At 73.7% G+C, this 18,035-nt stretch carries 12 protein-coding genes; 7 read left to right on the top strand and 5 right to left on the bottom strand.

From position 1 onward, the window contains the following. Positions 1-209 precede the first annotated feature (209 nt). The 3 genes from ggt to ACOJVX_RS08535 form a co-directional block, all read right to left on the bottom strand. Positions 210-2,021, bottom strand: coding sequence for a gamma-glutamyltransferase (ggt, locus tag ACOJVX_RS08545; RefSeq protein WP_026420742.1), 1,812 nt, complete (start codon positions 2,019-2,021; stop codon positions 210-212). Positions 2,022-2,427: 406 nt separating this feature from the next. Then, a complete protein-coding gene (locus tag ACOJVX_RS08540) occupies positions 2,428-3,882 on the bottom strand; it encodes a glycoside hydrolase family 28 protein (protein WP_418152696.1) in 1,455 nt (484 codons plus the stop codon). Between the two features lie 428 nt (positions 3,883-4,310). Next, positions 4,311-5,324, bottom strand: a complete 1,014-nt coding sequence (locus ACOJVX_RS08535) for a pectate lyase family protein (RefSeq protein WP_081715762.1) — start codon at positions 5,322-5,324, stop codon at positions 4,311-4,313. A gap of 536 nt (positions 5,325-5,860) precedes the next feature. Here ACOJVX_RS08535 and ACOJVX_RS08530 point away from each other — a divergent pair. Beyond that, complete coding sequence (locus ACOJVX_RS08530; protein WP_422647394.1) at positions 5,861-7,207, top strand: cytochrome P450; 1,347 nt, start codon at positions 5,861-5,863, stop codon at positions 7,205-7,207. Positions 7,208-7,299: 92 nt separating this feature from the next. Here ACOJVX_RS08530 and ACOJVX_RS08525 read toward each other — a convergent pair whose 3' ends face one another. Next, complete coding sequence (locus tag ACOJVX_RS08525; RefSeq protein WP_026420738.1) at positions 7,300-7,491, bottom strand: hypothetical protein; 192 nt, start codon at positions 7,489-7,491, stop codon at positions 7,300-7,302. A gap of 353 nt (positions 7,492-7,844) precedes the next feature. Here ACOJVX_RS08525 and ACOJVX_RS08520 point away from each other — a divergent pair, with 353 nt between their 5' ends. Continuing rightward, positions 7,845-9,173 carry a cellulase family glycosylhydrolase gene (locus ACOJVX_RS08520; protein WP_418152692.1) on the top strand — a complete coding sequence of 443 codons (1,329 nt, stop codon included), beginning with the start codon at positions 7,845-7,847 and terminating at the stop codon, positions 9,171-9,173. Between the two features lie 94 nt (positions 9,174-9,267). On the opposite strand, the gene ACOJVX_RS08515 is transcribed toward ACOJVX_RS08520, so the two are convergent. Next, positions 9,268-9,540, bottom strand: coding sequence for a hypothetical protein (locus tag ACOJVX_RS08515; protein WP_030106981.1), 273 nt, complete (start codon positions 9,538-9,540; stop codon positions 9,268-9,270). 763 nt (positions 9,541-10,303) lie between these two features. On the opposite strand from ACOJVX_RS08515, the gene ACOJVX_RS08510 reads away from it, so the two are divergent. From ACOJVX_RS08510 to ACOJVX_RS08490, 5 genes are all read left to right on the top strand, one after another. After that, a complete protein-coding gene (locus tag ACOJVX_RS08510; RefSeq protein ID WP_422647393.1) occupies positions 10,304-11,509 on the top strand; it encodes a nucleotide disphospho-sugar-binding domain-containing protein in 1,206 nt (401 codons plus the stop codon). 489 nt (positions 11,510-11,998) lie between these two features. Continuing rightward, entirely contained in the window at positions 11,999-14,962 is a 2,964-nt protein-coding gene (locus ACOJVX_RS08505; RefSeq protein ID WP_422647392.1) for an AfsR/SARP family transcriptional regulator, read from the top strand. A 329-nt stretch (positions 14,963-15,291) separates the two neighbouring features. Then, positions 15,292-16,173 (top strand): AfsR/SARP family transcriptional regulator, encoded by an 882-nt coding sequence (locus ACOJVX_RS08500; RefSeq protein ID WP_422647391.1) that lies wholly within the window; start codon positions 15,292-15,294, stop codon positions 16,171-16,173. A 211-nt stretch (positions 16,174-16,384) separates the two neighbouring features. Further along, positions 16,385-16,606 carry an MbtH family protein gene (locus ACOJVX_RS08495; protein ID WP_051713501.1) on the top strand — a complete coding sequence of 74 codons (222 nt, stop codon included), beginning with the start codon at positions 16,385-16,387 and terminating at the stop codon, positions 16,604-16,606. Between the two features lie 232 nt (positions 16,607-16,838). Beyond that, positions 16,839-17,615, top strand: coding sequence for a thioesterase II family protein (locus tag ACOJVX_RS08490; protein WP_418152685.1), 777 nt, complete (start codon positions 16,839-16,841; stop codon positions 17,613-17,615). Positions 17,616-18,035 lie beyond the last annotated feature (420 nt).

The following is an 18,035-nucleotide window of genomic DNA, read 5'->3' as shown; positions in this document are numbered from 1 at the left end:
CGGCCGCTCCCCCGCGTCGGCGGACCGCGCCGCCCACGTCGACGGGTTCGCCCCGCCGGGCAGGGGCACGCCGGTGACAGCGCCAGCCGCACGGCGGTTTCCCTCGGTTCCCGCACCGACCGCGTTCCCACGTCCACCCGCTCCCGCCCCTGCGGGACGAACTCACCGGGCCGGTGCGGCGGGGCCGGCGGCCCGGTGTCTCGGCGGGCTCACGGCGAGGGCCAGACGACCGCCGCCGCGCCACCCCCCTGCCGGGTGGGCTCGGCGACGGCGACCAGCCGCCCGTCGGGCAGGAACTCGACGCCGCTGGCCATGCCGATGCCGCTGGTGGTGTCGAAGCGGTGGCCCCGGTCGAGGAGCCCGTCCACGGCGGGCAGGTCCACGAAGGTGGTCTCGGCGAGGGTGGTGGCGGTGTTCCGCTGGCTGGCGCGCGGGGCGGCGACGGCCTCCAACAGGGAGGCCTCCCGGTCAAGGCGTTGGGTGAGGATGCCCAGCACGGTGGTGATGATCGTGGTGCCGCCCGGGGAGCCGGTGGCCAGCAGGGGCTTCCCGTCGTGGAGCACGATCGTGGGGGCCATCGACGACCGGGGCCGCTTCCTCGGGCCCGGCAGGTTCGGGTCCGGCTCTCCCGGTGTCACCGGGGAGAAGGAGAAGTCGGTCAGCTCGTTGTTGAGCAGGAAACCCCGTCCCGGCACGACCATCCCGTTGCCGCCGGTCTGCTCGATGGTCAGGGTGTAGGAGACGACGTTGCCCCACCGGTCGGCGGTCGTCAGGTGCGTGGTGCTCATGCCCTCCCGGCCCGGTTCCACCTGGCCCCCGTCCGTCCCGCACGGCGTGCTGGCCCGGGGGTCGCCGGCGGGCACCGGGCTGGTCAGGGCCCGGTCAGGGGAGATCAGGCACGCCCGGTCGGCGGCGAAGGCGTCGGACAGCAGTTCCCCGGTGGGGACGTCGGTGAAATCGGGGTCGCCCACCCAGCGGTTGCGGTCGGCGAAGGCGACCCGGGAGGACTCCAGCAGCCAGTGCAGGTAGGAGGACTCGTCCATGCCGGCGAGGTCCACGGTCTCCAGGATGTTCAGCGCCTCCCCGACCGTCGTGCCGCCGGACCCGGGCGGGGCCATCCCGTACACCTCGTACCCCCGGTAGTCCAGCCTGGTCGAGGGCCGGTCGGGTGCGGTGTGGGCGGCCAGGTCGTCGGTGGTCATCCCGCCGGGTCGGACCACGCGGTCCGCCCCGGGGTCGACCTGGGGTTCGCGCACCGAGGACACGATGTCCTCGGCGATCTCGCCCTGGTAGAACGCCTCGACCCCGTGGGTCCCGAGGATCCGGTAGGTCTCGGCGAGGTCCGGGTTGCGCAGCACGGTGCCGATCTCCGGTGGCCGCCCGTCGGGCAGGAACAACTCCCGGGTGGCCGGGAACGCGGCGAACCGCTCCTGGTTGGCGGCGGTCTGGCGGTGGAAGTTCTCGTCGACGACGAACCCGCGCCGGGCCAGGATCTCGGCGGGCCTGAGCAGTTGGGCCAGGTCGCGGCTCCCCCAGCGGTCCAGGACCCGCTGCCAGGTCAGGGGGGTGCCGGGGACCCCGACGGAGAGGCCGCTGGTGACCGCCTCGTCGAAGGGGATCGGCTGCCCGTCCTCCAGGAACAGGTCCTCGCCGGCCGAGGCGGGGGCCGTTTCCCGGCCGTCGACGGTGTGCACCTCGCCGGTCGCGGCCTCGTAGTGCACGAGGAAGCCGCCGCCACCGATCCCGTTGGAGTAGGGCTCGGTGACCCCGAGGGCCGCGGCGGTGGCGACGGCGGCGTCGACGGCGTTGCCACCCCGCCGCAGGACGGCCAGCCCGATCTCGGTGGCGTACTCGTCGGCGGAGGCGACCGCCCCGCCGTGCCCGACGGCCTCCGGTCGCTTCGGCGGCGGTGCGGCGGCTCGCGCCCCGACCTCGGGTTCACCGGCCGCCGGGACCACCGCCACCGCGGCGACCGCCGCGGCGGTGGCCAGCACCGCGACCGTCCGGAAGCTCCGACGCATGCGCCCACCTCCCTGAGGTCCGACCGGCCGCGCCGATCGGGGGTGTCCGGATCGGACCACCGGCACCCGTGGACCTCTCATGGTCACAGCTCGTGTCCCAACGCGCACCCGTCAGCCAACGGATCACCTGCTTCACCCCGAGGAGTGAGACGGTGGCCGCGCACCGTCGGGCGCCGGCTCCGGGCGCACCCCACCCGTTGGCGCCGTGGCATGGCCCGCTCGCGGGGCCCCGCTCCGCCCGTCGGAGCCGGACCCGCGTCGCGGTCGCGCACGATCGGCCCCCGCCCCAGGAGCCCAGGACGCACCGGAGGGCTCCCGGCCGGCGCTCCTCCGCTGCCGGCCGCCCGCCCGTCCCCCAGCGGCGTCCTCCCGGGCACCGCGAGGACATCCGGGGCCGCCTCGGCGCTCACTCCCGCCGGGGCTCGGGCACCGACGATGCCGGGACGGCTCCCACCGCCGGGACACCGTTCTCCCGGACCTCCTCGCACCGCAGGCCCTCGACGCCCTCGACCAGGGCCGGCTCGTCCACCCGTCGAACGTCGACGTCCCGCAGCGCCACGCCGCGCACCGGGGCGTCCGAACGGCCCCGGATCTCCAGCGACCGGCCGGCCCGTTCCACGGTGAGACCGTGGATCCCCACGCCGAGCACGGCCGGTCGGGCACCCCGGGTCCAGCCGGCTCCCCCCTCGTCGGCCACGATCCGCACCACCGCGCCGTCGACGGTGTCCACGTCCACATCGCGGACGTGGACCTCGCCGACCGTCCGGCCGGCCCGGGACCCACCCCGCACCCGCAGGGCGGTATCGGTCCGGGATCCGCTCACCCGCAGCCCGGACAGGAACACCTGCTGGGCACCGGCGCCCACCACCACCGCCTCCCGGGCGCCACGCAGGGCGCAGTCCTCGACGAGGACCTCCGAACTCGGGACGTCGGGGTGCCGCCCGTCCTCGCCCTGCCCCCCGAGCACCGCCAACGCGCGCTCCGAGGCGTCGAGGTCGCAGCCGCGCACCCGGACACGCCGGCTGGACTCGACGGCGCAGCCCACCCCGTCGGGGCCGGTGGCGCGGACCGCCACGTGCTGGACGAGCACGTTCTCACAGGACACCGGGTTCACCGCGGCCATCGGCGCGTTGAGCACGGTGACGCCGTCGATGACCACGTTGCGGCACCGGTAGGGCTGGACGAACTGGGGCCGCAGCGCGTCCCGCGCACCGAAGACCCGCTCGCTGACCCGGACCCCGCGTTCGGCCAGGGAACGCAACCGTTCCCTGGCGGCGGCCTCCGAGGGGTCCCCCTGGCGCCACCCGTGCTCGGGCAGCCCCGTCCACGGCCACCAGTGCCGCTCGTCGGCGCCACCGTCGAGGACACCGCCGCCGCTGACGCCGACGTTGCGCTGCCGGTGCGCGTACACCAGCGGCGAGGGCCCCACCAGGTCGAGACCGCCCCAACGACCTCGCACCCCCGGCAGGTAGGCGGCCGGGTCCCGGCTGAACGCCACCGTCGCCTCGTCGGAGACGTACAGGTTCACGTTGCTGAGCAGGTGGACCGGGCCGGTCAGGAACCGGCCGGCCGGCACCACCACGTGCCCGCCGCCCGCCTGCGCGCACAGCCGGATCGCGGCGCGGATCGCGGCCGTGCAGTCACGTTCACCGTCCCCGACCGCGCCGAACTCGGTGACGTCGAGGAACCGGTTGGGGAACCTCGGGGGACGCACCCGGTCCCGGAGCCGGTCCGCCCTGCCCCACGGTCCGACCGGGGCGGCGACCAGCGGACGGGCGGGACCGTCCTCGCCGCACGGCGTGCCGGCGTGGGGACGACCGGCACGCCGATCCGGTTCACGTCGACTGTGGACGGAAGTCATGGGAAGCCTCCTCGGGGGCCGGCCCTCGGCCGGAGTCGGTCACCGGCGAGGGCGGGACGCCGGCGAACCGGTCAGGGGCCGCGCGGCGGTGGGAGCGGGCCGGCGGGCGCTCCGGACACCGGAGGACGACCCCGCGCCGGCGACGACCTCCCCCGCGAACGCCGAAGCCGGGGCGTCGGCCCCGTGACGTCCGGCAAGGAGAGGCGCACCGCCCGGACCGTGCCACCGGGCCACCGCCAGCCGACCCAGCAGCTAGGCGAAAACTTTCCTCGATATACCACTTGCCAATATATCCGCCACCACTTCCCGGTCAATAGGTCGAAGGATTTCCACGTTTCCGGCCATCGGTGGATTGACGGAGCCCCCAAACGCGCGGCGCGCGCCGGACCTGGTCCGACGCGCGCGGCTCGTGGAGCGGGATCGTTGGGTCAGAGGCCGATCTTGCCGACGCCGGCCCCGGCGGTCACCACACCGGGGACCCGCTCGGCGGCGATCGGCGTGTAGCCGTAGGGGATCGGCCGCACCTGCGCCCCGTTCCTGGCCTCCGGCGTGCCGGAGTTGTCCAGCCAGTTGTTCAACAACAGGGTGTTGCCGGGAGGGGAGGTGGTGCCGGAGGAGGCCAACACCGGCCGGCGCACGTTCTCGAAGTAGTTGCGCTCGACGTAGACGCCCGCCTCGATGTTCGAGGACACGCCGTAGCTGCCGACGTCGCGGAAGTAGTTGTTCAGCACGTGCACGGGGTTGCCGAACCGCACGCGCGGGTTGCGCTGGTTGGTGCCCTCGAACAGGTTGTGGTGGTAGGTGACGCGCAGCCTGCCCCGGTCCATCCCCCCGTCGTTGTCCGAGGAGCCGACCAACGAGGTCTTGTCGTGGTTGTGCAGCCGGTTCCAGGACACGGTGACGAAGTCGGAACCACGGCGGATGTCGATCAGACCGTCGTACGCGTTCGACAGGTCGTTGTGGTCGATCCAGATGTTCGTGGAGCCGTCCTGGATGTTGATCGCGTCGTCGTTGGACCCGGTGAGGACCAGGTTCCGGATGATGATGTTGCGCTGACCGTTGATCGTCAGGCCACCGCCCCGGATACCCGAGTTGGACCCGACCCCCAGGATGGACTTGTTGGAACCCACCCGCTGCATGCCGCTGACCTGGATCATCCCCTGCACCCGGATGATCAGGCGCTCCGAGGAGTTCAGGTTGCTGGCGAGCTGGGAGGCGTTGGTGACGGTGACCGTCCGACCACCGGCGCCTCCGGTGGTTCCGCCGTTCTGCGAGGCCCACCCGACGGGGGCGCTGTCCTGGGCGAGCGCCGCCGACTGGGTCACCGCCAGCGTCCCGCCCGCCGTGGCCAGGACCGCCGCGAGCGCGGTCAGCGCGCGCCGCCAGCCCCGCCGGGGCAGGGGCTGACGGCCGGGTCTCGGTCGGATCTCGTCTGTTCTCATCAGGAAACCTCTCGTCGTGGCCAGGGAACGGTCCATGACCGTGGGATGGGGAGGGAGGGCGGTGCCGGGCGGTAAAGGCCGCGTCGGAGCGCCGGAGAAGCCGACCCGGGAGCCGACGACCGCGCCCCGGGGGAACGGAACGTAGCAACGGGGTTCCGGAGGGTCAACGCGGCGGGACGGGTGGGCCAGGCGAACGGCGCCGCTTTCGATAACCCACCGTCGCCCCGGGCAGATCGAACGGGTTCGAATGGCCGGCGGCGGCCAGGAAACGCACGAGAAGGCGCCGTCGTCCCCGGACCGCCGTCCGGTCGCACGGTCCGGTTCGTGGACAGGACCTACCGCCGAACGAGGGACCGGTGCTCGACACGCCCCCACTCCGGCACCGGCTCGGCCAGACTGGGCCGAGCCGTCACCGCACCGGGTCACCCCCGGCCCGCCGTCGGACGCGTCCGCCGACCGCCCCGCTCCGGGCCCCCGGTGGCGTCTCCCCGCGACACCGTCCCGCCGTTCGGTCCACGAGATTGGGAGAGCCGCCGATGAGCTCGCTCCGCACCCCCGCCGCCCCCGGTGTCCCCGTCCTGGGCTCGCTGGTCGACCTCCGACGTGACGCGCTCCAGGCCTACCTGCGGGCCTGCCGGGACCGTGGTGACGTCGTGCGGTTCGTCGCGGGCCCACCCGGGCTGCGCGTCGCGTTCCACGCGGTCTTCTCCGCGAGCGGGGCCGCCCAGGTCCTGTCGGCCGGCGCCCCGTTCCACAAGGGAGGCCACCTGTACCGGGAGGTCAGGGCCGTCATCGGGGACGGTCTGCTCACCAGCGACGGTGGTGACCACGTCCGCCAGCGGCGCCTGGTCCAGCCGCTGTTCACCCGGCGCCGGGTCGACGGCTACGCCGAGGGCATCCGGGAGGAGACCACCCGCACCCTCGACGGGTGGCGGGGCCGGGACGGCGAGGTGGTCGACATCGCCGGGGAGATGACCGACCTGACCCTCCGGGTGGTGACCCGCCTGCTCTTTGGGGCGGACGGCAGCGCGGCGGTCCCCACCATCCAGCGCTGCTTCCCGGTGCTGAACTCCTGGACCTACCGGCGGGGGACCAGCCCCGTCCGGACGCCCCGCGAGTGGCCCACCCCCGCCAACCGGCGGGCGGCGTCGGCCCGCGCGGAGCTCTACGCGCTGTGCGACCGGATCATCGCCGACCGCGCCTCTGCTGGCGCGGACGGCGCCGACCTGCTCAGCAGGTTGATCCGCACCCGGGACGAGGACGGCGACCGCCTCTCCCCCTCCGAGGTGCGGGACCAGGTGCTGCTGTTCCTCCTCGCCGGCCACGAGACGACGGCGACGGCGTTGTCCTTCTCGCTGCACCTGCTCGCCACCCACCCGGAGGAGCAGCGGCGGACGCGGGACGAGGTGGACCGGGTGCTGGGTGGCCGGGAGCCGGTACCGGCCGATCTCCCCGACCTCGACCACACCACCCGGGTGGCCAAGGAGGCACTGCGCCTCTACCCGTCCGCCCCGGTGATCGCGCGCAGCGCGCGGGAGGACACCGAGATCGACGGCCACCGCATCCCGGCCGGCACGGAGGTGGCGCTCATGCCGTGGGTGACCCACCGGCACCCGGCCTACTGGTCAGAACCCGAGCGGTTCGACCCTGACCGCTTCCTGCCCGAGCGGGAGGCCACCCGGCCCCGCTACGCCTGGTACCCCTTCGGCGGGGGACCTCGGGCGTGCATCGGCCAGCACTTCTCCATGCTGGAGACGGTGTTGGTCCTGTCGATGCTGACGCACGCGTACCGCTTCGAAGCGGTGGACCGGACCGTCCCGGTCGGTCAGGGAGTGACCCTGACGCCCCTGGGCCCGAACAGGTGCCGCCTGGTCGCGCGCTGACCCGGCGCGGCACCGCTCCCGGCGGGAACGGCGGGGCAGCACGCGGGCGAACCCGCCGGACCGGGACCGACCGGCGGGAGCGGCCCGGTCGGTCAGTGGCCGTCGTGCGTCCAGAGCCGGGCGTCGGCGCGCGCCGGGTCGTTGGCGCAGCTGATCAGCCCGTAGCCGGCCGCCATGGCGAGGAGCACTCCCGCCGCCGCGGGCGGGTACCAGAGCAGCGCCACCGCGACGAGGAGAAGCACGCCGCCCAACGCGAACAGCGCGGCACGCCGGGTGTCGGACATGGTTGACCTCCCTGTTCGTGGTCCTGATGTCCTCGGTGTCGATGCCACCACCCCCCGCGTTACCGGTCGATCGCCGATTCACACGGCCTCGCGTCCACCGTCACCCGAACGCGGGTGCGGAGAACCCGGGTGAGGTGGTGACCGGGAAGGCCGCGGAGGTCGGGAGGGGCCCGAGTGCCGGGGGCCGGGCGGCCGAGCCCCCTCGGCCGGGGGCACCCGCGCGACGGCGGCCGTCCGCGTCATTGAGCGGGTGGGAACACCGGTCCTATGCTGAACGGGCCGCCCGGATCCGAGTGCCTTCCTCGGTCCGACAGTTCCCTGTCCGGACCACTGGTCACCCCAGAAGGCAGGTCATGAGGAACCCACTGAGAACCGCAGGAACCCTGCTCGCCTCCCTACTGCTCACCCTGTTCGTCGTCACTCCCTCGGCGCACGCCCAGGCCGGCTTCACCGTCTCCGACGGTCGGCTGTACGACGCGAACGGCAACGAGTTCATCATGCGCGGGGCCAGCCACCCCCACGCGTGGTTCACCCACGAGACCGGCGCCTTCGCCGACATCAAGGCGCTGGGCGCGAACACCGTGCGCGTGGTGCTCAGCAGCGGCCACCGCTGGGAGCGCAGCGACGTCGACGACGTCGCGAACGTGGTCTCGCTGTGCAAGGCCAACCGGCTGATCTGCGTGTTGGAGGTCCATGACACGACCGGGTACGGGGAGCAGGACGGCGCGGCCAGCCTGGACCAGGCCGTGGACTACTGGCTCGACGTCCGGGAGGCCGTGGAGGGCGAGGAGGCCTACGTCATCGTCAACATCGGCAACGAGCCGCACGGCAACACCGGGTACGAGGCGTGGACGGCGGACACCATCGGCGCGATCGAGCGGCTGCGGTCGGCCGGGTTCACCCACACGCTGCTGGTGGACGCGCCGAACTGGGGGCAGGACTGGACCTTCACCATGCGGGACAACGCCGAGGAGGTGTTCGCCAGCGACCCGGCGGGCAACACGGTGTTCTCCATCCACATGTACGGCGTGTACGACACCGCGACGAAGGTCAGCGACTACCTGGCCGCCTTCCAGGACGCGAACCTGCCGCTGGTCATCGGCGAGTTCGGGCACTACCACTCCGACGGCGACCCCGACGAGGACGCGATCATGGCGGGCGCCGAGTCCCGGGGCCTCGGGTACATCGGGTGGTCCTGGAGCGGCAACAGCACCGAGGTCGGCTACCTCGACATGGTGAACGACTTCGACGGGAACAGCCTGACGTCGTGGGGGGAGCGGATCTTCCACGGTGAGAACGGGATCGCCGACACCTCGGTGGAGGCCTCGGTGTACGGGGACGACGGCGGCGGTGGCACCGGCCCGTCGTGCTCGGTGGGCTACCGGGTCGTCAACCAGTGGCCCGGCGGCTTCCAGGGTGAACTGGTCATCGGGAACACCGGTTCCGCCGAGGTGAACGGCTGGCGGCTGGACTGGGAGCTCCGCGACGGTCAACGCGTCCAGAACCTGTGGGGCGGGGTCGTCGAGCAGCGGGACGGTGCCGTGAGCGTCACCAGCGCCCCGCACACCGCGACCATCCCCGCCGGGGGCTCGGTGACCGTCGGGTTCACCGCCACCTGGACCACCGTGAACACCGGGCCGACCGGGTTCACGCTCAACGGCTCGGCCTGCGCGCTGGCGTGAGGACCGGGCGGAGGCCCGGGCGCCACCTCGGCCCGTGAGGCGGGGCCGAGGTGGCTGGCGATCCCCCGCCCCGCCGACGCAGGGGCGAGCGGGCTCACTCGACCGATTCGGGCTCCCTGGCGGCGAGGCGCCGCAGCAGGACGAGTTCGACGAGGTCGTTGACGGTGCGCAGCGAGCCGTAGGCGATCGGGTCGTCGGCCAACGCGATTCCGTACTCGCGCTCCACGCTCCCCACGAGTTCCCGGAAACGCTCCTCGGTGAGGTCGTCGAGTCCGAGCGAGACCCGACCGGTCACGCTGTCCGGGGAATCGGAGTGCTGCTCGACACCGAGGACGGCCAGGACGAACTGGCGGATCTCGTCTCTCATGGAACCTCTCTCGTGTTTTCGGGTCGGGCCGACGTTTCGGGGTGTTGACGACATCCGGGTACGCGGAAAGAAGATCCCACCGATCGGCGGGGTGCCATCCTCCCCGGACCGACACTACAGCGCGGGCACCGTGGTGACGGCGCCCATCCGGACGCCGATCCTCCTCCACCGAGAACCAGCCGGCCCAGACAATTCGCCCATTGCCCCCAGGGCCAGGACAATCAGCCACTTCGAACGTGATTCAGTTTCGACAATGACCCGACAATAGGGCAATTTTCGAAACGGGAATCTCCATTTCTCACTCTTTGGAGTGCAGGTCCTGATCCCACCTTGCAGGAGCTCCGGAAAAGGCGATAGCCATTGAACTCGTGAACCCCGCCGCGAGGTGTCCTTCTCGGTTCCCTTCCCGCATGGTCCTCGGGAGGAGCGGACCACTCGTCAGCCCCGCGCCGGGCTGGCGGCACCTCGGCGGGGTGGGGCGGAACCGGGTGCCACGGTTGGCGGGCCCACCAGCCCCACCGGACCGGCGAACCGACCGAACACGTCCGGCGACCGCACCCGCCGGGCACGGTCCTCCGGGCCGCCCGGCCAGGGTGCGGGCGGCCTCCCGGAGGCCGCCCGCACCGACGGCGCTCCGGGCGCGAGGAAGCGGTGCTCCCCCCACGCTCCCGTCCGCCCCACGCTGAGTCCCTGGTCGTTCGCGGGGCGCGGTGCTGCCCCGCGGCCCGCGGCCCTACCGTCGTGGAAGCTGAGACACGGTCCGATGCGCATCCTCCTCACCGCACCGCCCGGCATCGGGCACGTGCTCCCCCTCGTCCCCCTCGCCTGGGCCGCCGAACTCGCCGGGCATGAGGCCCTCTTCGCCTCGACGGGTCCCGCGCTGGCGATGGCCATCCACTCGGGCCTGCGCTGCGCCGAGGTCTGCGGCACCGACATCGCCGACACCTACCGCCGCACCGCCGACCACGTCCAGTTCCCCCGCCCGCTGACCCGGAGCGAGGCGCAGCTGGTCCTGGCGGGGTGGAGCAAGTACGCCGAGCCCCGCAGGGCGCCCGTGCGCTCGGCCGCCGAACGGCTGTTGTCCGGCACGGTCGGCCTGACCGCGGCGGTGGGCGAACGGATGATCGACGGCCTGGTCGGCCTGATCCACCGCTGGTCCCCGGACGTCGTCGTGGCCACCGGGCAGATGCCGGCCGGAATCCTGGCAGCCGAGGTCACCCGCGTGCCGTTGGTCCTGCACCGCTCCGGTGTGGCCGGTCCGGTGCCGGCGGCGGCGTTGGCGTCCATGTCGGGCGCCCGAGCCCGCTACGGACTGCCTGACGGCGAGGTGATCCCGACGGCGGTGGTCGACAGCTGCCCCGACAGCCTGCGGCCGACGGGCAGCGACGCGGGGGTGCCGCTCCGGTGGACCAGTTACACCGGCGGCGGTGTCCTGCCCTCCTGGGCGCTGTCCGCGCCGGCGCGTCCCCGGGTGTGCGTGATGGCCGGATCGTCCCTGCCGGCCCGCACCGAGGACCTGCTCTTCGGCCAGCTCGTCGCGCGGCTGGGCCGGCGCGACGTCGAGGTGGTGGTGAGCACGGGCGGGGCGGACCTGTCGAGGTGGTCACCGCTGCCCTCCAACGTGCGCGTCGCGACCTGGTTCCCCCTGCCCGCCGTGCTCCCCACCTGCGTGGCCCTCATCCACCACGGGAGCACCTCCTCGACCTTCGCCGCACTGGCCAGCGGGGTCCCCCAGCTGGTCCTGCCCCGGTCGCTGGAACAGCCGATGAACGCGGCCTCGGTGGTGGAACGGGGGGTGGGCGACGCCTGCGCCCTGCTGCCCGAGACCGTCGACGAGGTCGGCTCGGCCCTCGACCGCGTCCTGGACGACGACGTGCTGCGGTCGGCGGCGCGGGAGGTGGCCGAGGAGATCGCCGCGCTGCCCGCCCCCTCGCACGTCCTGAACCGGCTCTCCGAGTTCGTCCCGTAGTCCCCCACCCCGCCGTGCCCCGAGGACCGGGGCACGAGGTCGGAGCACGAGGTCGGGGCCGAGCGCTGGACGCGCGACCGGGCAGCAGGCGGCACGGAGCCGGCGCCCGGGGAAGGTGGACGACCCCGGGTTCTCCACACCGACCCCCGAAATCCGACGTCGCCATCGCCGGACGTCCGCCTCGGCCACCGCTCGGGGAGCCAGCGAAATCCGGAGGATTTCCCGGCACGGCCACCGCAGCGCTCAGGAGTTCCACCCGTCCGGGATGACCATCCGCCCCGGCGCGGGACCGCGAATACGCACCGGCCGTGGCACCGAGCCGTCCTTCCCGGGCGGCGGACGGTTACCGGATCAGCATTGGTCCAAAAAGCCCTGGCACTCCTGATGAATGTCTTAGAATCGAGGAATCCGGCGCGCGCTTCGCCAATCCGGACCGGGTGCGTCCGGGGGAGACAGGCTCGACCTTTTGGGGGAATCCTGCGACTGGACGTGCTGGGGCCGCTGTCCCTGTTCGGTGACGACGGCCAGCAGATCGTCGTGCCGCGCGGCAGGGCGGCGACGGTCCTCGCGTTCCTGACCGCCCGCCGCGGCCAGCCGGCACGCCGGGACCTCCTGGTGGACGTGCTGTGGGGCGAACGCCCACCCCGCACCAACGCGGCCAGCGTGCACAACTACGTCTCCACCGTGCGGGCCCTGCTGAACCGGGCGACCGAGTCCGGCGCGGACCGGCTCCTGCTCACCCCCCAGGGCTACCGGCTCGTCCTCCACCCCTCGGAATGCGACCTCCTGGAGTTCGAAGGCCTCGTGTCGGCCGGACGCGACGCGGCCCGACGGGGAGAACCCGCGCGGGCGGCGCGGCAGCTCCGCCGGGCACTGGACCTGTGGCGCGGGGAACCCTTCCCGCAGCTGGCCTCCTCCCCCCGTTCCTGGTCCGAGCCGAGGCGGCTCCACGAGCTGCGGCAGTCGGTCCACGAGGACTGCCTGGAGGCCGAGCTGTCGCTGCGACGTCCCGCCGAGCTGGTACCCGAGCTGCGGCAACTCGTCGAGGACGAACCGCTCAGCGAACGCGTCCGCGCGCTGTTGATGCGCGCGCTGGTCCTCGCCGGCGAGACCGCCTCCGCGCTCGCCGTCTTCCAGGAGGCCCGGGAGACGCTGGTGAACGCGCTGGGGATCGAACCCGGCCGGGAGCTGCGCGAACTGCACGGCAGCATCCTGCGCGACGACATGCCCCGCACTCCTCCCCCGCCCGGTGGCGACGCGGAGGGGACGACGGCCGATCCGGGATCGGACGAGACCGGTCCGGACCCGTGCGAGACCGACCCGTGGACCCCGCCCAGGCAGTTGCCCCGTGACCTGCCGGACTTCGTCGGTCGGGACGAGGTGCTGGCCCAGATCCTGGCGCACGCCGCATCCACGCGCTCCGTCCCCGTCCTGGTGGTCACGGGCGGGCCGGGGACCGGCAAGACCGCGTTGGCCGTCCACGCCGCGCACCACCTCGTCCCCCGGTTCCCCGACGGCCAGCTGTACCTGAACCTCGGTGGCGGGTCCGAACACCCCGTCACCCCGGAGGACGCGTTGGCCGCGCTGTTGCGCAACCTCGGGGTGACCGACGCGTGCGTGCCCACCGGGCTCGAGCACCGGGCGGCCGCCTACCGCAGCCGGCTCGCCGGGCGTCGCGTGCTGGTCGTCCTCGACGACGCCGCCGACGTCGACCAGATCACCCCGTTGTTGCCCGGGACCGCCGGCAGCGCCGTCCTGGTCACCGGCCGACGACGGCTCCCCGCGCTGCCCAGCGACCTCTCGACCGTGCTCGAACCCTTCACCCCCGAGGAGTCACTGCGGTTCCTCGCCCGGCTGCTCGGTGCCCAGCGCGTCGAGGACGAGCCGGAGGCGGCCGCCCGCCTGGTGGAACTGTGCGGGGGCCTGCCGCTGGGCATCCGGATCATGCTGTCCCGGTTGGAGACCCGTCGTCACTGGTCGTTGGCCTCCCTCGTCGGGAGGATGCGCGACGAGAGGCGCGTGCTCGACGGTTTCGACGCCGGGCACCTCAGCGTGCGCGCCAGCTTCACGCTGTCCTACTCGGGACTGGGTGAGGCCGAACGTGCCCTGTTCCGGCGTTTCCCGCTCACCCCCGCCCGGGAGCTGGCCTGCTGGGCGCTGGCCGCGCTGGCCGGCACCAGGAACCCCGACGAGGCCATCGACCACCTGCTCCTCGCCCACCTGGTGGAGCCCGCCGACGGCCCGTACGAGCGCTACCGGGTGCACGACCTGGTCCGGTCCTTCGCGGCGGAGCGCGGCGCCGAGGCCGACGGCCTGGTCGGCGAGTCGACGAGCGAGGCGCGGGCCGCTGTCCGGCGGTTGTTCGACACGGCCCACGCCCTCATCGGCGCCGCCCACCGGCGGCTGCCGACACCGGGGGGTTGGCCGACACCGTGCGGGTCGCCTCCCGCATCGCCACCGCCCGTCCCCGTGCCGCCGGGGTTGGCGGAGGACGCCATGTCCTGGTTGACCGAGGAGGCCCCGACACTGGTCCCGACCCTCGTGCAGGGGTGTGAGCTGGGGTGGGCGGCCTCGTCGTTGGACGCGGTGGAGCGCCTCGCGCCGTTCCTGGCGTTCCGGCACCGCACCGACGAGACGCGTCGGCTGTACCGCGCCGTCGCCTCCGGACTGGCCGATGACCGCCGGCTCCTGGCCAGGGCCCACTTCGGCCTGGCCCAGTCGGAGGTGATGGCCGGGCGGCTCGACTCCGCCTCGATGCTGCTCGACGAGAGCGCCTGGCTGCTGGCGGACGCCGGTGACCACGACGCCCTCGCGCACACCCTGGTGCTCGCCAGCTTCTGCCGCACCCACCACCAGGAGTTCGACGTGGCGGAACGACTGGCGAAGCGCGCGCTGCGGGTGGCGGAGACCACGCGGGACCGGCACGCCCTGGTCCGATCCCTGCGGCAGTGGGGCAACGTCCGGTTGAAGCGGGGCGACGACCGGGCCGCCGTCCACCTCCTGGACCACGCGCTCACGCTCGTGGAGGGCCACGACGAGCCCGATCTGGAGGCGATGGTGCTGAACACGCTGGCCAACGCCCTGATCGGCCTCGGGGAGCTCGACCGCGCGGACCACCTGTGCGACCGCGCGGTGTCGCTGCTCGACGTGTTGGGCCAACCGGTCGGCCGCGCCTACGTGCGGGTGGCCCAGGTGGTGATCCGCGCCGAACGCGGCGATCACCTCGAGTCCCTGGCGATCGCCCAGGACCTGCTCACCACCTTCCGCCAGTTCGGGGACCAGCGGGGCGAGGCCTACGTGCGCCACCGGATGGCGCTGGCCGAGCTGGCGTTGGGCAGGTCGGCCAGGGCCGTTCCGCTGCTGCGGGCGGCGTCGAGCCTGTACCAGGCACTCCACATGCCGACCAAGGCCCACGAGGTGCGGTCCACCCTCGACTCCCTGATGCCGCGCTGAGGGGACCCCCGCCACCACGCGGTTTCCGCCGGGTGGCACGATCGGCCCGTCCACTCCGGACCGCCGACGGATCGACCCCGCCCGGCGCGGGTCCCCAGTCCCGTCGGGACAACCGCTCCACGCGGCCGGCCCACGGGGGTACGACCACCGGATCGGACGTGTCCCGGGAGTGGACGAATCCTGTACCGTCAGAACTCGCGCGGCAGTGGCCGGACGACCGCCCTCGCCCCCGCCTCCCACCCCGGGCCCGGTGTCCGCCGCCCTTGAGCCCGGTGTTAGGGCTTTCTTAGCGCGCCGGGCGAGACTGGGCCGCCGCCCGCGCTGGACCGGTGCCGCGGGCCTGTCCCACGGAGGCGGGATTGAGGTTCGGAATCCTGGGATCACTCGAGGTCGAGGACGACGCAAGTGACGTTCGGACACCTGGAGCGTCGAAACCGCGTGTCCTGTTGGCACACCTGTTGACGAACGCCGACCGGGTGGTGTCGGTGGAACGGCTCATCGCCCAGATGTGGCGGAGGCAGCCGCCGAGGACGGCGCGGACCGCCCTGCACGTCTACGTGTCGAAGCTGCGGCGGCTGTTGGGCGGGGAGACCACCACACCCGACCGGTCGATGCTGGTCACCCAGCCTCCCGGTTACCTGCTGCGCCTCGGCGGAGCTGGCCTGGACGCGCGGGCGTTCGACACCCTGCTGGCGACCGCCAGGACCCGCGCCAACCAGGGCCGGCTGTGCGAGGCGTCGCAGCTGATCACCGACGCCCTGGGGCTCTGGCGGGGGCCGGCGCTGGCCGACGTCCGGTCGGCCGGCGGCGACCTGGAGAACGAGGCCCGCCGGCTGGACGAGGCCCGGATCGCCGCCTACGAGCGGCGCGTCGAACTCGACCTGCGGCTCGACCGGCACGCCGACCTGGTCGGCGAGCTCTACGCGGCCACCTCGGACCATCCGATGCGGGAGAGCCTGCACGAGTACCTCATGGTGGCGCTGCACCGCTCGGGCCGGCCGGGCGAGGCGCTGGAGGTCTACCGGGCGATCCACCGCTCGCTCCAGGACACGCTGGGGCTGGAGCCGGGGCCCCGGCTCCAGCGGTTGCAGCGGACGGTGCTCACCCGCGGCGCGGAGGACCTGGAGTACCCCGGCAGGTGGGCGGGTTCGGGCCGAGGGTTGGCCGGCGGCACACGGCCTCGCCCGAAGCTGTCGGTGCGGAGCGCCTGAACCACCGGGGACACGGGTCGGGAGCCCAGTCCTGGCGGCGGGCCGGTGGGCCGGTCGTGGTCCCGCCCACCGGGTCCGGCCCCGGCGCCGAGGGGGTTCCATCGGGATGCGCGGCCGGCGGGGGTGCCGGCCGGTTTCGCCCGCCATGCAGCGAACGTGCAGGGCGGCAGGGTTCACTCGTGCGGTCCACGCACTCGACGGAGGGGGTTCGATGACGAAGGGGACGAAGGGGACCACGGGCGCGGAGGCGACGCACCACCGGTTCCTGGTGTTGGGGAACGAGACGGGGCAGTACTCGGTGCGGCCGGCGTTCGCCGAGGTGCCCAGCGGCTGGACGGTGGCGTTCGGGGCGGACACCAGGAGGAACTGCCTGGATTTCCTGGTCTCGCGGTGCCCGGTCGCCCCGGGGAGGGGCTCGTTCCGGGCAGGGTGAACCACGGGCACCGCCTCGCCAGCGGGGGACGGCGGTGCGGCGGGCGGGCCGTGGAGCGCGGCGCGGCGGGGGCTGGTCGGCGGTCCCCGAGGGTGGGCGCGGGTCCGGGCTGGACGGGAGACGTGCCGGTTGGGTTCACTGTGGCCGGGAGGATCACCCCGGGTGCCCGACCGGTGACGGTCGGCGAGTTCGCCGTTCGGGGCTCCCGCCGTTGACCGCCGTCCAGGAAGGCATGCCCACCGTGACAACCTCGACCACCGGGACCGAGTCGCCGTGGTTCCGGCGTTTCCACCGCACCGCCGTCAACCCGAGGGCCCGCCTGGTGTGCTTCCATTCCGCCGGGGGCAACGCCAACCAGTTCCGCTCCTGGCCGGGACTGCTTCCGCTGGACCTGGACGTGCTCGCCGTCCAGCCTCCGGGACGGCAGGACCGGATCGGTGAGCCGGTGGTGGACCGGATGGACGACCTGGTGTCCCTCGTCGTGGCGGAGCTCCTCCCGCTCACCGACCTACCGCTCGTCCTGTTCGGGCACAGCATGGGCGCCGCGGTCGCCCACGAGGTCGCGGCGCGGCTGGAGGACGAGCACGACGTGCGGGTTCCCCTGCTGCTGGTGTCGGGGCGGGCCGGCCCCGGCCGGACTCGACCACGGGGGCTGGCGTACGCCGACGACGAGACCCTGCTGGCGGACGTGTCCCGGCTGAGCCAGTTGGACCGCGCCCTGTTCGCCGACCCCGACCTGCGGGCGGTGGTGCTGCCGTCGATCCGGGGTGACTACCGGCTGGTGGAGACCTACCGGGCCCCGGTGGGCCGGACGGTGGAGGCGCCGATCGTGGCCTACACCGGTGCTGCCGACCCCGTCGTCCGCGTCGAGGACGTGCGGGAGTGGGCCACGGCGACCTCGTCCAGGTTCGAGATGCGGGTCTTCGACGGAGGCCACTCCTACCTGGTGCCGCAGGAGGCGGCGTTGGTGGCCGACGTGCGCTTCAGGATCGACCGGGCACTCGGCTGACTGGAGCGGCGGCCACTTCCGGTGCTGGCCCCGGGGAACGGCACCGCTCGGCGACGTCCATCCACGCCAGGAGCTGGCGGGGCACTCGGCGGCTGACCTGGTCGGGCCGTCGACGAGGTTCGGCCGGAGGACGACGGGTGAAGCGAGAACCCGGTGGGCAGCCACCGCGCACCCCCACTGGGGGCGTTCGGGAGGCGGAGCCGGGCCCCACCCCGACGCCCGACCCCACTCCGGCGGCGCCGAACACGACGCGGGCGGGGGAGGCGTGTCCCACCCCGCCCCGGAGCGTCCCCGCCAGGGGCGGTCGCCACGCCGCCTACCCCGACGATCATTGCCCCTGCGCTCGGGGGACTCGGCCCGCCTCGGCTGCCCCCTGCCCGGCACGGAGGGTGCGGCACCCGGTCGTTCCGGGGCGAGCCC

The sequence above is a fragment of the Actinoalloteichus caeruleus genome (genome assembly GCF_049311605.1).
Taxonomy (GTDB): domain Bacteria; phylum Actinomycetota; class Actinomycetes; order Mycobacteriales; family Pseudonocardiaceae; genus Actinoalloteichus_B; species Actinoalloteichus_B caeruleus.
The sequence above is the reverse complement of the archived record's forward strand: the minus strand, read 5'-3'. Positions and strand labels throughout refer to the sequence as shown.

Bases quoted from the DNA above. Each gene is read 5' to 3' on its own strand.
- ggt (WP_026420742.1), bottom strand. From the start codon at position 2,021: ATGCGTCGGAGCTTCCGGACGGTCGCGGTGCTGGCCACCGCCGCGGCG.
- ACOJVX_RS08540 (WP_418152696.1), bottom strand. From the start codon at position 3,882: ATGACTTCCGTCCACAGTCGACGTGAACCGGATCGGCGTGCCGGTCGT.
- ACOJVX_RS08535 (WP_081715762.1), bottom strand. From the start codon at position 5,324: ATGAGAACAGACGAGATCCGACCGAGACCCGGCCGTCAGCCCCTGCCC.
- ACOJVX_RS08530 (WP_422647394.1), top strand. From the start codon at position 5,861: ATGAGCTCGCTCCGCACCCCCGCCGCCCCCGGTGTCCCCGTCCTGGGC.
- ACOJVX_RS08525 (WP_026420738.1), bottom strand. From the start codon at position 7,491: ATGTCCGACACCCGGCGTGCCGCGCTGTTCGCGTTGGGCGGCGTGCTT.
- ACOJVX_RS08520 (WP_418152692.1), top strand. From the start codon at position 7,845: ATGAGGAACCCACTGAGAACCGCAGGAACCCTGCTCGCCTCCCTACTG.
- ACOJVX_RS08515 (WP_030106981.1), bottom strand. From the start codon at position 9,540: ATGAGAGACGAGATCCGCCAGTTCGTCCTGGCCGTCCTCGGTGTCGAG.
- ACOJVX_RS08510 (WP_422647393.1), top strand. From the start codon at position 10,304: ATGCGCATCCTCCTCACCGCACCGCCCGGCATCGGGCACGTGCTCCCC.
- ACOJVX_RS08495 (WP_051713501.1), top strand. From the start codon at position 16,385: ATGACGAAGGGGACGAAGGGGACCACGGGCGCGGAGGCGACGCACCAC.
- ACOJVX_RS08490 (WP_418152685.1), top strand. From the start codon at position 16,839: ATGCCCACCGTGACAACCTCGACCACCGGGACCGAGTCGCCGTGGTTC.